General features: G+C 70.2%; 12 protein-coding genes. 7 read left to right on the forward strand and 5 right to left on the reverse strand.

Annotated features, from left to right (window positions below; translation table 11 throughout):
- The first annotated feature begins 192 nt into the window (after window positions 1-192).
- Window positions 193-492, forward strand: coding sequence for a DUF2283 domain-containing protein (locus HHX41_RS39185; RefSeq protein WP_169988253.1), 300 nt, complete (start codon window positions 193-195; stop codon window positions 490-492).
- A 74-nt stretch (window positions 493-566) separates the two neighbouring features.
- On the opposite strand, the gene HHX41_RS39190 is transcribed toward HHX41_RS39185, so the two are convergent.
- Window positions 567-3,107, reverse strand: a complete 2,541-nt coding sequence (locus HHX41_RS39190; protein WP_310742380.1) for a glycoside hydrolase family 9 protein — start codon at window positions 3,105-3,107, stop codon at window positions 567-569.
- A 196-nt stretch (window positions 3,108-3,303) separates the two neighbouring features.
- Here HHX41_RS39190 and HHX41_RS40050 point away from each other — a divergent pair, with 196 nt between their 5' ends.
- Both HHX41_RS40050 and HHX41_RS39200 read left to right on the forward strand, forming a co-directional pair.
- Window positions 3,304-3,888 (forward strand): helix-turn-helix domain-containing protein, encoded by a 585-nt coding sequence (locus tag HHX41_RS40050; protein WP_220504846.1) that lies wholly within the window; start codon window positions 3,304-3,306, stop codon window positions 3,886-3,888.
- Window positions 3,881-5,137, forward strand: a complete 1,257-nt coding sequence (locus tag HHX41_RS39200) for an MFS transporter (RefSeq protein ID WP_182909978.1) — start codon at window positions 3,881-3,883, stop codon at window positions 5,135-5,137. Before HHX41_RS40050 ends, HHX41_RS39200 begins: the two co-directional genes overlap by 8 nt.
- Window positions 5,138-5,174: 37 nt before the next feature.
- On the opposite strand, the gene HHX41_RS39205 is transcribed toward HHX41_RS39200, so the two are convergent.
- Window positions 5,175-5,813: an RloB family protein gene (locus HHX41_RS39205; RefSeq protein ID WP_182909979.1), complete on the reverse strand. Its 639-nt coding sequence runs from the start codon at window positions 5,811-5,813 to the stop codon at window positions 5,175-5,177.
- Complete coding sequence (locus tag HHX41_RS39210) at window positions 5,782-7,065, reverse strand: ATP/GTP-binding protein (protein ID WP_182909980.1); 1,284 nt, start codon at window positions 7,063-7,065, stop codon at window positions 5,782-5,784. The genes HHX41_RS39205 and HHX41_RS39210 overlap by 32 nt, the downstream gene beginning before the upstream one ends.
- A gap of 229 nt (window positions 7,066-7,294) precedes the next feature.
- Between HHX41_RS39210 and HHX41_RS39215 the strand changes: the two genes are divergently transcribed.
- Window positions 7,295-8,359 carry an MBL fold metallo-hydrolase gene (locus tag HHX41_RS39215; protein ID WP_182909981.1) on the forward strand — a complete coding sequence of 355 codons (1,065 nt, stop codon included), beginning with the start codon at window positions 7,295-7,297 and terminating at the stop codon, window positions 8,357-8,359.
- 101 nt (window positions 8,360-8,460) lie between these two features.
- Complete coding sequence (locus tag HHX41_RS39220) at window positions 8,461-9,363, forward strand: SDR family oxidoreductase (RefSeq protein ID WP_182909982.1); 903 nt, start codon at window positions 8,461-8,463, stop codon at window positions 9,361-9,363.
- A gap of 2 nt (window positions 9,364-9,365) precedes the next feature.
- Here the strand turns inward: HHX41_RS39220 and HHX41_RS39225 are convergent, their stop codons facing one another.
- The gene (locus HHX41_RS39225; RefSeq protein WP_182909983.1) at window positions 9,366-11,771 is read right to left on the reverse strand and encodes a glycoside hydrolase family 65 protein; all 2,406 of its coding nucleotides are present in this window, start codon (window positions 11,769-11,771) and stop codon (window positions 9,366-9,368) included.
- The gene (locus tag HHX41_RS39230) at window positions 11,768-12,511 is read right to left on the reverse strand and encodes a beta-phosphoglucomutase family hydrolase (protein WP_169988269.1); all 744 of its coding nucleotides are present in this window, start codon (window positions 12,509-12,511) and stop codon (window positions 11,768-11,770) included. The genes HHX41_RS39225 and HHX41_RS39230 overlap by 4 nt, the downstream gene beginning before the upstream one ends.
- A gap of 155 nt (window positions 12,512-12,666) precedes the next feature.
- Between HHX41_RS39230 and HHX41_RS39235 the strand changes: the two genes are divergently transcribed.
- Complete coding sequence (locus HHX41_RS39235) at window positions 12,667-13,869, forward strand: ROK family protein (protein ID WP_182909984.1); 1,203 nt, start codon at window positions 12,667-12,669, stop codon at window positions 13,867-13,869.
- Between the two features lie 18 nt (window positions 13,870-13,887).
- Window positions 13,888-14,050, forward strand: a 163-nt coding sequence (locus HHX41_RS39240; protein ID WP_182909985.1) for an ATP-binding cassette domain-containing protein, incomplete at its 3' end; no start/stop codon positions are given.

The following is a 14,050-nucleotide window of genomic DNA, read 5'->3' on the forward strand; positions in this document are numbered from 1 at the left end:
GCATCGCAAGGCGGAGGAGGAGCCGATAACAGCGTTATCGGCGACGACGACCCCGGGCCCCGCGGAAATTCCGAGCCTGCGAGGAATTTTCGTGGGTGGGGCAACGCAGCGAGGCGCCGCCTGGGCCGCGCGCAGCAGGGCCATGATTCGTCAGACACGACCTAGCCGCCGGGCGAGGGTGGGAGGTCTGACGTGCGCGTCGATCACGACAGAGAGAACAACGTCGCCTACATCTACCTGGTCGACGAGATCGGCGAGGGAGAGGCGGTCACCCAGATCGAGGTCGAGGACGACGAACTGCGCGGGGAGATCGTGCTGGACCTGGACCGGGAGGGGCGCCTCCTGGGCATCGAGGTTCTCGGCGCGTCGCGCATCCTGCGGCCGGAGGTCCTCGCCCAGGCCGACGACGAAGCGGACGACGGAGACGAGGGAGACGAGGGCGGGCAGGGCGGCGGCGTCGCCCTGCCGCCCTACGAGCCGCATCTGCGCTGAGCCTCCCCGATGACATGGAACCGGCCGCCGCCTCTGCCGAGGCGGCGGCCGGGGTCTTCAGGAGCGGCGGCCGGTCAGACGGAGCAGGCGGCGCCGTTCAGCGTGAACAGGTCGGGCGCGGGGTTGGCCCCCGGTGCGCCCAGGCCGTTGAAGCCGAAGGTGACCGACTGGCCCGGCTTGATGGTCTTGTTGTACGACTCGTTCGCGGCGGTCACGGTCGCGGCCTGCTGCGAGAACTTGGCGTTCCAGCTGACGTCGATCTTCTGGCCGCCCAGGAACGACCACTTCAGCGACCAGCCGTCGATCGCCTTCGTGCCGGTGTTCTTGAGGGTGACCTGGGTGGTGAAGCCCTGCGGCCAGGAGCCGTGCGTGGTGTAGGTGACCTTGCACGAGGCCGGAGCCTTGACCGTGCCGTCGCCCTGGTCGGCGATGAAGGCCGAGATCCACGACAGCGGCGAGTTCCAGTTGATCGTCAGCTCGTTGGTCGCCCACGAGTTGATGTCGTCGATGTAGCAGAACTGCGCCACGCAGCCCTTCAGCTTCGCCTGGGCCACCGGGTCCTGGATGCTGGAGTTGGCGCCGCCGGCGAGCGTGCCGCGCGGCGGGCTCGGCAGCGAGGTGTCCAGCGCGTGGGCGTACCACCTGCTGTGCTGGTTCTTCGACGCCACTTCGCCGTAGCCGGTCACGTACGACTGGTTGAGCGCGTTGCGGCCGAAGATGTAGTCGACGCCCTCCAGCACGCCGTCGCGGTACTTCACGTCGCCGGTGAGGTCGTAGGCCGTGGCCAGGACCACCAGGTTGTTGACGATGATGCTGTTCGATCCCCAGTCGTAGGACGTCGTGTCGTACGGCAGGCCGTACGGGTGGGCCTTCAGCGCGGCGAGGTACTTGTCCGCGCCGGTCACCACCGAGGCGCGCACCTCGTCGCGGCCGGGCAGGGCGTTGGGCACGGTCGCCAGGTCGAGACGGCCGAGCGCCGCGACGTTGCCCCAGTCCATGGCGCCCGTCCGCCAGATGTCGGCCGTGTGGACCGGCGAGGCGAGGACGAAGTCCTTGTACTCCTTGTCACCGGTGGTGATGTAGAGCTCGGCCGCCGCCCAGTAGAACTCGTCGCTGACGTTGGCGTCGTCGTAGGTGCCGCCGCCGACTCCGTCGGCGGTGGAGGCCAGGATGTTCGGGTTCGCCTTGGCCGCCGCCCACGCCTTCTTCGCCGCCGCGAGGTTCTTCGCCGCGAACGCCGCGTCGTACGGCGCGAAGATGCGGGCCGCCTGGGCGGCCGTTGCGGCGAGGTTGAGCGTGGCGGCCGTGGTGACGGGGTGCAGCTCGCGCTTCTGCGCGTCCAGGTGCGGCAGCAGCGGCAGGCCGGTCCAGTTCTCGTCGTGGATCTTGTGGTGGGCCATGCCGTCGGGCCGCTGCATCTTCAGCAGGAACTCCTGCTCCCAGCGGGCCTCGTCGAGCACGTCGGGGACGTCGTCGCCGCTCTCGGGGATGTTCAGGCTCCCGATCGGCTTGGCGGTCGCGGCGTTCTTGGTGCGCTCGAACTCGCTCATGAGCTGGGCGACCGAGATGCCGCCGTTGACGACGTACTTGCCGTGGTCGCCCGCGTCGTACCAGCCGCCGGACACGTCGAGGGTGTAGTCGCAGACGCCCGGCTGGCAGGGGACGTTCTTGTCGCCCTGGTTGGGAGCGACGCCCACGTGACCGGCGGGCCGGCCGTAGCCGGGACGCAGGGCGTCGTCGATCGCGATGCCGCTGCGCTGGGTGTAGTAGAACTTCAGCGCGTCGAGCTTGAGGCCGGCGTACGCGTCGGGCTTGATGTCGAACGGCCGGCTGGTCTCGCCGTCCGCGGTCAGCGTGTAGCCGGTCCCGGCCTTCACGTACGAGCCGAAGTCGATGGAGTGGACGTTCTGACCGGAGCTCGCGTCGACGCCGCGCGGGGTGGTCGTGCCGTGCGCGACCACGGTCCCGGCGGAGTTCTTGAGCTGCCACGGCAGCGCCGCGGTGGCGTCGGTGACCACGGTGGCGTTCTTGGGGCCCTTGGGCAGGTAGGCCACCTGGTTCACGCGGACCCGGGGGCCGGTGTCGGGCGTGTAGACGTCCGGCGGCGCCCCGCCCTTGAGCGAGACGTTGTCCACGCAGAACCGCCAGGCCGTCGCGCTGCCGCCGAGCTGGAAGACGACCTGCGCGTTGGGCAGGTCGACCGGTGAGGTGAACGTGTAGCTGTAGGTGTTGCCCGAGACGCTCAGCTCGGGAGCCGCCGCCACGTACTGCGTGTAGGGGTCGGTCGGGAGCTGGACGTACGCCCTGGCGACCTTTCCGGGGGTCGCGGTGGCGAAGAAGCTGAACGCGTACGTCTCGTCCTTCACCAGCGGGATGTCGTTGACGCCGACGATCGCGTCCCAGGGGTTGGTCGTTCCCGCGGGGATGTCGGAGCAGAGCCGGCCGTCGGTCAGCTCGAAGTTCAGGTTCGCGGTGTGCCACCACGGTTCCGTGGTGGTGTCGAACGTGCCGTTGGGGATCTGTTCCGGGCCCTCCTCCGCCGTGGCGGGAGGTGTGCCGGTCAGGCATGCCGTGGCCAGTGCCGCCACGGCGAGGATGCCGATTCGTCTGAGCACAGTCGTCCTCGGGGGGTGGTGTGGGAGCGCTCCCAAGCCGGTGAGCGAATGGCATGTTTCCTTCGCGTTTCGCCGGGCGTCAACGATCCGGCGGGGAAGACGCCGTTGACCGGCCATTGCGGGGCCGTACAGCTGAAACTTTCATTTTCGCAGAGATATCTTTGCAAAAGTTCCTTTGCGAAGTAGTGTCCGCGATATGGATCAGGAGGTCTTCCACGTCCGCGATTCCCGGACCCTGAAGGCGGTCGCCCACCCGCTGCGGGTGCGGCTGCTGGGGGAGCTGCGCACGAACGGCCCGGCGACCGCGACCGAGCTGGCCGGGCGCCTCGGCGAGAGCTCCGGCTCCACCAGCTATCACCTGCGTCAGCTCGCCCGATACGGCTTCGTGGAGCAGGATCCCGGCAGGCGTGACCGGCGTGAGCGCCGGTGGCGCGCGATCCACCGCTTCACCTCCTGGAGCGACGTGGAGATGGCCGCGACCGCCGAGGGCCGGGAGGCCGCCGCGTTCCTGCGGCGGCGCCAGCTCGAGAAGCTCACCGCCGACGTGGAGAACTTCGAGCGCGAGCGTGACCTGTGGAGCGAGGCGTGGGTCGAGGCCGCCGGCATGTCCGATCTGGTGGTGCGGCTCTCGCCGGCGACGGTGACGGCCCTGTACGAGCGGGTGTCGGCCATGTTCCTGGAGGCCGCCGAGCGGGACCGGGACGACCCCGACGCGCGCACGGTCGCGGTGCTGCTGGCGGCCCATCCGCGCCGGGACGACCCGGCGGCCGGACATGCGTGAGCACGGGCGGTACGCCGCGATCGAGTTCCTCACCTGGCTGCCGACCGGCCTGATGCTGGCGCCGATGGTGTTGCTGATGGCCGGGCGCGGGCTGGACATCGCCGAGATCGGCCTCGTCACGGCGGCCTACTCGGTCACCGTCGTCGTCCTGGAGCTGCCGACCGGCGGGCTCGCCGACGTGCTCGGCAGGCGGGCGGTGCTCGCCGCCTCGGCCGTCGTCGGCGTGGCGGCGCTGGCCGTGATGGCGCTGGCGCACTCCGCCTGGGCGTTCCTGGTCGCGTCCGTGCTCAAGGGCGTCTCCCGCGCGTTGTCCAGCGGACCGGCGCAGGCGTGGTACGTCGACACGCTGCACGAGCGGCACGGCCCGGACGCCGACCTCAAGCCCGCGCTGGCGGCGGGCAACGTCGCGGGCTCGGCCGCCCTGGCGCTCGGCACGCTCGCCGGGGGCCTGCTCCCGCTGGCCGTACGCCGGGATCCGCTGGCCGCGCCGGTCTGGGCGGCGGCGGGGGCCGCGGTCGTCCTCCTCGTGGCCGTGCTCGTGCTGATGCGCGAGCCGAGCCGTACGGCGCGGGGGCCGGGCCGGGCGGCCCGGCTGACCGCGGCGGTCCGCGACGTGCCGGTCACGATCGCGGGCGGAGTGCGGATCGGGCTGACCGACCGCGGTCTCGGCCGGCTGCTGCTGGTGGCCGCGGCGGGCGGCGTGATGCTCAACACGATCGAGATGCTGACCCCCGGCCGGCTCGCGGAGATCACCGGGCGGGCCGAGACGGGCGGCGCCGCCTACGCCTTCGTGACCTTCGCCGGGTTCGCCGCCAACGCGCTCGGCAGCTCGCTCGCGCCGGTGGCGGCCCGGCTGGCCCGCGGCTCCGTCCGGGCGGCGGTGCTCGCCACCGTCGTGGTGGCGGCGGCGGTCGCCGCGCTGGCCGCCTCGGTGGTGCTGCGCGGCTGGGCCGCGATCGCCGCCGCGGCGGCCGCCTACGTCGTGCTGTTCACCGCGCTCGCGGTCGCTTCCCTGCTCAGGACCGAACTGGTCCACCGGCGGGTGGCCGCGGACCGCCGGGCGACCGTGATGTCGGTGGACTCCCTGCAGCTCCAGTTCGGCGGCATGCTCTCCTCGCTCTGCCTGGTGCCGCTGGCGGGGATCGCCGGCGCCGGCCCCGTCTGGGCCCTCACCGCCGTGGTCGTCCTCGCCTCCGCCCTCCTGTACGTACGCCTCCCCGCCGGTCCCATCCTGAGGCACCTCCGGTAGAGCACGCGGTCACCACGGCCGCCGGGAACCTCGCGGATCATCGTCCTCCGCCGGCGGATCCGCGGATGGCTTCCACGAGCCTCCACACCGATGTCGACGGGTTCCGCATGTGGTCCTTCTTCTCGGAGGCAACGGCCCTGGCCCGTCGGCAGGCATCGTCGACACCGTCCCGGAAGTCCGCGAACTTCGTACTCCCCTTACTCCATCCCGGCAGCGCCCGCTTCAGTGCCTTCTCGACGTCACCCGCCGTCTGAAAGGGAGCGCGGCGGTCCTCTCGATGCAGCAGAAGCCAGAAGTCAAAACATGGAGTCGAGAGCGCGAGGCGAATCGCGCCGCCCGCCTTGGCCAGGATCCGATCAGCGAGCCCGCGGTCGAGTTCGGTGTCGAGGACGCACCAGACCTCGTCGCCGTCGTCGTAATCGTCCAGACATCGACGTCGATGGGCCTCCACGACTACGTTGACGTGGTCGACCCTGGGATTGATCACGTCGAGCACCGGACCGCCACGGGTACGCATGCCTTGAAAGTAACGTTCCTCGGTTTCGCCCTCACAAAGGATAAGGAAACGCTTCTTTTGGGCTCGCGTGCCGGAAGGCCGTCGTTCAAGGAGCGACCGCCTCGCTATTGATGAGCCACCTTTGCGGCTATTGCCGATCTTGGGCTGCCGGGGGGACATGGGCCGAATCTACACGTGTGGCAAGCGCCGCCGTGAATAGTTCGTCGTCCATATTCGGAACGGCGCCGTAGCGACCCGTCAGATAGCGGCGCTCTCTGTTGTCCTCCTTGCGCGGCTTGAAATCGGTCAGTGGGAACAGCTGAGTGCCGCCGTCCTCTCCCTTCTCGGTGAACCAGATCTGGTCACGCTTGAGCACGTCTCTACCTTGAATCCGCCCCAGTAGCGCGGAGTCGTGGCTGGCGAAGACGAGCTGGGCGCCGCGCGGGTTGGTGACCGGATCCTGGAACAGTTGGATCAGCTTGGCGCTGAGGTAGGTGTGCAGGCTCGCGTCCAGCTCGTCCGCCACGAGAACGCCTCCATGCTGCAGGACGGGAAGCACCGAGACCGCGAGGTGGAACATCTGCTGGGTTCCCTCGGACTCCTGCTGCAGGGGGAGCGTGAACTCGCCCGCGCCGCACATATGCCGGAACAAGAGCCTTGTCCGGCGCGATGGCATGTATTCCCCCCTAACCCTTGGCCTTCTCGCGGCCCGTACGGCCAGCTCCTCGTCGGTCTCCTCGACGACCTCGAAGTCGGTGATTCCCGTGTCCGCGGCGCGCATGAGGTCGGCTATGCGCGCTTGAAGCTCGGGGATTTCCATACTTCCCAGCCTGCCCAGGAGCGTCTCCGTGTTCATGATGGCGGACGGTGAGCGAAAGCCTTGAGCGGCGAACCAGCCGTAAACGGGTCGCAGCGTCTCCTGGCGTGCACGCGCACCCACGGACAGAAGAAGAACGTTGGGCTCCACGAGTTCCGCCAACCCCTTGACGGAATCGGGAGTATTCACTCCATAGGTGAACGTATCGCCGCTACGCTCGAATATCTTACGTTCCCTCTTGCGTGGGTAGCTGTAGAGCCACTCATCTACTACGGCGAGATCGTCAACTGCGAATCCGTATGTGTATCGAACCCCATCAATAGAGAGATCCACCACATAGGTGGACGGTTCATCACTGTTGAGCGCGAAGGGGTTTCGTCGCAGCCCTGCCCCTGGCTCGTTCTCCCGGAAGGACCATCTGACGACGTACGACATGTACCTGATCGCATCAAGCACGTTGGACTTGCCGGAGGCGTTCGGCCCGAAGATCGCCGCGACCGGGACGGCCGGCCACTCGGCGTCGGGGGTGTCCTGCCCGTCATACGCGGGCGTGAGGAGTAGATGCTGCTCCTCACGCAGCGACCGATGGTTGGCTGTGCGGAAACTCAGCAACATTCCGCCTGACACCCCGTCCTACACCGACTCTCAGGCTGGATCTCGCAGAATACCCGCACGGTCGATCGCGAGGCGATAAGCCGGGCCGTCGAAGTACGGCCAGAGCCGCAGATTGTGCTCCGAACCGGAGATGCGGTCGCATGTCTCGGCCTGAGGTACCTCCGGTAGAACCAGATTCGGTAAGACGGCACAATCGAGCGGGCAGGGCTGCGAGAGGGGCGGGGAGCCGATGAACAAGGTGAGTGTGACCGCGGCGAACGAGGCGCAGCGCGCGGCGTGGCTGGGCGGGGGACTGCCCGAGGTCGAGCGGGTGCGGCCGGGGCTGTGGTCGATCCCCGTCCCGATCCCGATCAACCCGCTGCGCTACGTGCTGGTCTACGCCCTGGAGGTCCCCGACGGGGTAGTGATCATCGACGCCGGATGGAACACCGAAGAGGCGTACGCCGCGCTCGTCGCGGGGCTCGCCACGGCCGGGTACGAGATCACCGACGTGAAGGCCGTGCTGGTCACGCACATCCACCCGGACCACTACGGCCTGGCCGGGCGGATCCGGGAGGTCTCCGGCGCCTGGATCGGGCTGCACCCGGCCGACGCCCGCATCGTGCACGACCGCTATGACGAGTCGGCGATCGAGTCGCTCGTACATCGGGAACGCGCCCTCCTGCTGAGGTGCGGCGTGCCGGACCTGACGGCCGAGGAGCTTGCCGGGGCGTCGGTCATGCTGCGCCAGTTCGTCACGATGGCGACGCCCGACCGGCTCATCGAGGACGGAGACCGGCTCGACCTGCCCGGCTGGGACCTGCGGGCGGTGTGGACCCCGGGCCACTCGCCCGGTCACCTGTGCTTCGCCGAGCCGGAGCGCAGGCTGCTGTTCTCCGGCGACCACGTGCTCGCCCGGATCACGTCGATGGTCGCCGTGCATCCGCAGTCGACGGCCAACCCGCTGGCCGACTACCTCGACGCGCTGCGGGCGGTGGGCAAGCTCGACGTCGAGGAGGTGCTGCCCGCCCACGAGTACCGCTTCCTGGAGCTGGCCGACCGGGTGGACTACGTGATCGCGCACCACGAGGAGCGGCTGGCCGAGGTGCGCCGCGTCGTGGCCGAGGGGGACGGCTCCACCTGCTGGGACATCGCCACCCGGCTCACCTGGTCGCGCGGCTGGGAGGAGATCCCCGCGTACATGCGGCGGGCGGCCAACAACGAGACGCTCGCCCACCTGGTGTGGCTGGAGCAGCGGGGGATGGTCACCCGCGTGCCCGGCGAGCCCGACCTCTGGTACGGCCCCTCCGCCTGACGCTCCGTCAAGGCGGCTTTCTCCGGCTGAGCGGTTGAGGATATCGTTCTGGAAGAACTAGAACGATGTTCTCTTCTGGTCCTGCGAGGAAGGGTGGCGCCATGTCTGAGGGGTCCGAGCTCAGGTTCGACGGGAGAGTGGCGATCGTCACCGGAGCCGGGCACGGTCTCGGCCGGTCGCACGCGCTGCTGCTCGCCCAGCGGGGGGCGAAGGTCGTCGTCAACGACCTGGGCGGCGCCCTCGACGGCTCCGGCGCGTCCACGGGCCCGGCGGCGGAGGTCGCCGAGCTCATCGGGAAGAACGGCGGCGAGGCGGTGGCCAGCACCGACAACGTCGCCACGCCGGAGGGCGCGGAGGCGATCGTGCGGACGGCTCTCGACGCGTTCGGCCGCGTGGACGTCGTCGTCAACAACGCCGGCATCCTGCGCGACCGGTCGTTCGGGAAGATGACGGTCGAGGAGTTCGACGCGGTGATCGCCGTGCACGTGCGCGGGTCGTTCCTGGTCAGCCGGGCGGCGTTCCCGCACATGAAGGAGCAGGCGTACGGGCGGATCGTGAACACCTCCTCGCCGGCCGGGCTGTTCGGCAACTTCGGCCAGGCCAACTACTCGACGGCCAAGATGGGCCTGGTGGGCCTCACCAAGACGCTCGGCATAGAGGGGGCGCGGGCGAACATCAAGGCCAACGCGATCGCCCCCGTGGCGTGGACGCGGATGACCGAGTCGCTGCTGCCCGCGGAGTTCGAGGAGAAGTTCACCCCCGAGCGGGTCAGCCCGCTGGTGGCCTACCTGGCCCACGAGAGCTGCGAGACCAGCGGCGAGGTGTTCTCGGTCGGCGCGGGCCGGGTCGCCCGGGTTTTCGTGGCCGAGGGGCCGGGCTGGCGGACCGACGACCTCACCGTCGAGGCGCTCCGCGACAACTGGGAGGCCGTCATGGCCGAGCAGCCCTATCTGCCGACCAAACTGGGCGAGCAGGCCGGCGCCTCCCTGCAGGCCATGCTCTGACCTCAGAGCTCCTCGCCCGGCTGCTCCGGCGGGCAGGCGAGGTCGATGGACAGGTCCCCGGGTCGTCGCGGAACGGGCGCGCGGCCGGGGGGCTGCCTGACCCGCAGGCCGGGAAACGGCGGCGCCGGGTTGCGCCGGGCCTGCGGCTGCGCGCCGAGCGTAAGCTCCTCACCGTGGTGCGTCAGCGTGAGGGGGGTGCCGTGCAGCAGCCGGTACGTCGTGCCGTCCGGCGTGACGTCGACCCGCAGCAGCCGGCCCCGGTAGCGGACGCGGAAGGTGAGCCGGGTGATGCCCGAGGGCAGGCGGGGGGCGAAGCGGACGCGCCCCTCGCGTGCCCGCATGCCGCCGAACCCCGCCACCAGCGCGATCCACGCCCCGGCGAGCGAGGCCATGTGGACCCCGTCGCGCGTGTTGTGCTCCAGGTCGCGCAGGTCCATCAGCGCGGCCTCGCCGAGGTAGGCGTAGGCGAGGTCGAGCTGCCCCACCTCGGCGGCGAGCACGGCCTGGGTGGCGGCCGACAGCGAGGAGTCCCTGACGGTGAGCGCCTCGTAGTAGGCGAAGTCACGCGCCTTCTGCTCGGGGGTGAACGCCTCGCCGCACAGGTGCATGGCCAGCACGAGGTCGGCCTGCTTGACGACCTGCTTGCGGTACAGGTCGAAGTAGGGGAAGTGGAGCAGCAGCGGATACTGATCGGGCCGGGTGCCCGCGAAGTCCCACACCGCGTGCCCGGTGAACCCCTCGCTCTGCTCGTGGACCCCCAGCCGTTCGTCGTACGGCAGGTACATGGCCGCGGCGGCGTCGCGCCACGTCGCCGTCTCCTCCAGCGTGACCCCGAGCTGCTGCGCGCGGTCGAGGTGACGTACGGCCACGGCGGCGGCGGCCCGCAGGTTCCGCTGCGCCATGAGGTTCGTGTAGACGTTGTTGTCCGCGACGGCGCTGTACTCGTCGGGGCCGGTCACGCCGTCGATGCGGTAGCGGCCTTCGGCGTCGTGGTGGCCGAGCGCGCACCACAGCCGGGCGGTCGCGACGAGCAGCGGCAGGCCGATGTCCCGCTCGAAGCCGGTGTCCTCGGTCGCGTCGACGTACCGCGTGACCGCGGCGGCGATGTCGGCGTTGACGTGGAAGGCCGCCGTGCCCGCGGGCCAGTATCCCGAGCACTCCTCGCCGTTGATCGTCCGCCAGGGGAAGGCGGCCCCGCGCAGCCCGAGCTGTTCGGCGCGCGCCTGTGCGAGGGGGAGGATCGACTGCCGCCACATCAGGGCGTCGGCGGCGGCCCGGGGATAGGTGTAGATGGCCACCGGCAGCACGAAGCTCTCGGTGTCCCAGAACGCGTGGCCGTCGTAGCCCGACCCGGTCAGGCCCTTGCCGGGGATGGGCCGCCGCTCCAGCCGGGCACCCGCCTGGAGCAGGTGGAACAGCCCGAAGCGCACGGCCTGCTGCACCTCGGCGTCGCCCTCCACCTCGACGTCCGCGCCCGCCCAGAAGTCGTCGAGGAAGGCGCGCTGCTCGTCGCACAGCCCGTCCCACCCGGTGAGCCGGGCCGCCGCCAGCGCCGCCACGACCTGGTCGTGCATCGCGGGCCTGGACCGCTTGGCCGACCAGCCGTAGGCGAAGAACTTGTCCAGCCGCAGCCGCTCGCCGGGTTTCAACCGGGTGGCGACCGTCACCCGGCTGACGTTGCCGCCGCCGTCGCACTCCGCGTGGGTGCCGTCCGGGCCGTCGATCTCGTGGCGCATGCCCGCCGCGACCCGCAGCCGGCTGGCCCTCGTGGAGTGGACCATGACGCACACGCCGTTGCGCGCGGTGACGTTCTCCTCCAGGACGAGCGGCGCCTCCAGCGCGGCGGCGGCGCGGGGGTCGGTGGTCGGCGGCGGCACGGTCTCGTTGGCCACCAGTTCCGACTGGACGACCACGCTGAGCGCCTGGTCCACGGGCTCCACCTCGTAGCGGATCGCGGCCACGGCCCGGTGGGTGAACGACACGAGCCGGGTCGAGGTGACCCGCACTTCCGCCCCGGTGGGGGAGCTCCAGCACACCTTCCGGGTGAGCGTCCCCGCCCGCAGGTCGAGGACTCGTTCGTGTGAGTGCAGCGTGCCGTACCGGACGTCGAACGGTTCGTCGTCCACCAGCAGCCGGATCAGTTTGCCGTTGGTGACGTTGACGACCGTCTGCCCGGACTCGGGGTAGCCGTAGCCCGCCTCGGCGTACGGCATCGGGCGCAGTTCGTAGAAGGAGTTGAGGTAGGTGCCGGGCAGCCCGTACGGCTCGCCCTCGTCGAGGTTGCCGCGCAGCCCGATGTGCCCGTTCGACAGGGCGAAGACCGACTCGGTCTGGGCGAGCACGTCGGTGTGCAGGTGGCACTCCCGCACCGACCACGGCTCGACCACGAAGGCGGGATGTTTGATCATTTCTCGTCCAGCAGGTCGGAGAGGTCCGTCACCACCACGTCGGCGCCGTTGTCCCGCAGGGCACCGGCCTGATGCCCGCGGTCCACGCCCACCACGACGGCGAAGCCGCCCGCGCGCCCGGCGGCGACCCCCGCCAGCGCGTCCTCGAACACCGCGGCCTCGGCCGGGGCGAGCCCGAGGGCCTCGGCGGCGGCGAGGAACATGTCGGGGGCGGGCTTGCCGGCCAGGCCGCGCCGCCTGGCCACCTCGCCGTCGATCCGCGCGTCGAACATGTCGTCCAGCCCGGCCGCGGCGAGCACGCGCGCGGTGTTGGCGCTGCTGGAGACCACCGCGCGGCGCAGCCCGGCGTCGCGGACGGCCCGCAGGTAGCGCACCGACCCCTCGAAGACCTCCACGCCCTGCCGGTCGAGGATCGCCTGGACCAGTTCGTTCTTGCGGTTGCTCAGGCCGTTGACCGTGGGCATGCCCGGCGGGTCGTCCGGCTTGCCCTCGGGCAGGTCGATGTCTCTGGCCCGCAGGAACCCCCGGGTGCCGTCCAGGCGTTTTCTGCCGTCGACGTACCGCTCGTAGTCGCCGGTCTCGTCGAAGGGCACGAACGGCGTGCCGCTGTCGGCCGCCCGCTCGCGCAGATACTCGTCGAACATCTCCTTCCACGCCGCAGCGTGGACCCGCGCCGTGCGCGTGAGCACCCCGTCCATGTCGAACAGGCAGCCGCGCACCTCGTCCGGCAACCCCAGCATGCGCCCTCCAACGGTCCTCCTGCTCTTCTACCCCGTACGTCGGAGGCGACTTTTGCTGATTCCAGCGAAAGGTTGCATCGGATCGATAAAAGGTCTTCCCAGATCAGCAGAAAAGGGGTACGTTTCCAGCCAATCACTGGGACGCGGAGGCGTAGGTGAAGAGGACGACCATCAGGCCGGAGAACGCGCACCAGGCCGCGCTCCTGCGATTGCTGAGGGACGGCGGGCGTTCCCGCGCCGAACTCGGCGACGTGGTGGACCTGTCCCGGTCGAAGCTCAACGTCGAGCTGGACCGGCTGATCGAGCTCGGGCTCGCCGAGCCCGACGGGCTGGCCGCCTCGCGCGGCGGCAGGCGCTCGGGCCGCGTACGGATCGCGCGTGACATCCGGTTCGCCGGGATCGACATCGGTGCCACCTCGATCGACGTCGCGGTCACCAACGGCGAGCTCCAGGTGCTCGGTCACCTGAGCGAACCCTGTGACATCAAAGAGGGACCCGGCGTCGTGCTGGACCGGGCCATCGAACTGCTCGGCAAGCTGAGCAGAGACGGGCTGTTCACCGATCTCAGCGGCGCCGGCATCGGCGTCCCCGGGCCGGTGAGCTTCGCCGAAGGCGTTCCGGTGGTGCCGCCGATCATGCCGGGCTGGGACCGCTACCCGGTCAGGGAGACGGTCGGGCAGGCACTGTGCTGCCCCACGGTGGTCGACAACGACGTCAACATCATGGCCCTCGGGGAGCTGCACGCGGGCCTCGCACGGCACGTCGAGGACTTCCTGCTCGTCAAGATCGGCACCGGTATCGGCTGCGGCATCGTGGTGGGCGGGAAGATCTACCGCGGTGTGTCCGGCAGCGCCGGCGACATCGGCCACATCCGGGTGGACGACCTCGGGCCGGTCTGTTCCTGCGGCAACTCCGGGTGTCTGGAGGCGTACTTCGGCGGCGCCGCGCTGGCGCGGGAGGCCGTCGCGGTGGCGCGCTCGGGCGGCTCGCCGTACCTGGCCGAGCGGCTCGCGGTCGCGGGCACGCTGACGGCCGAGGACGTCGCCGCCGCGGCGGCGCAGGGCGACGCGGGCGCGATCGGGCTGATCCGCGACGGCGGGCGCCGGGTGGGACAGGTCCTGGCGAGCCTGGTGAGCTTCTTCAACCCCGGTCTTGTGATCATCGCAGGTGGCGTGGCCAAGCTCGGCCACGTGCTGCTCGCGGAGATCAGAAGCGTCGTCTATCGCCGGTCGCTGCCGCTCGCCACCGGAAATCTGCCGATCGTGCTGTCCGAACTGGGCGACACCGCGGGTGTCATCGGCGCCACCCGCCTGATCAGCGATCACGTCTACTCCGACCACGTCTATTCCGGCAACTGACATCGTTGGGAGATCCCCATGGGAGACGAACACCCCCTGCTTCAGATGAGGGGGATCGTCAAGCAGTTCCCCGGCGTGCGTGCGCTGGACGGCGTGGACCTTGAGGTCAGGGCCGGGGAAGTGCACTGCCTGCTCGGCCAGAACGGTGCCGGGAAGTCCACGCTTATCAAGATTTTGTCTG

Origin of the sequence: Microbispora sp. H13382 (assembly GCF_014161445.1) — a bacterium.
Lineage (GTDB): Bacteria > Actinomycetota > Actinomycetes > Streptosporangiales > Streptosporangiaceae > Microbispora.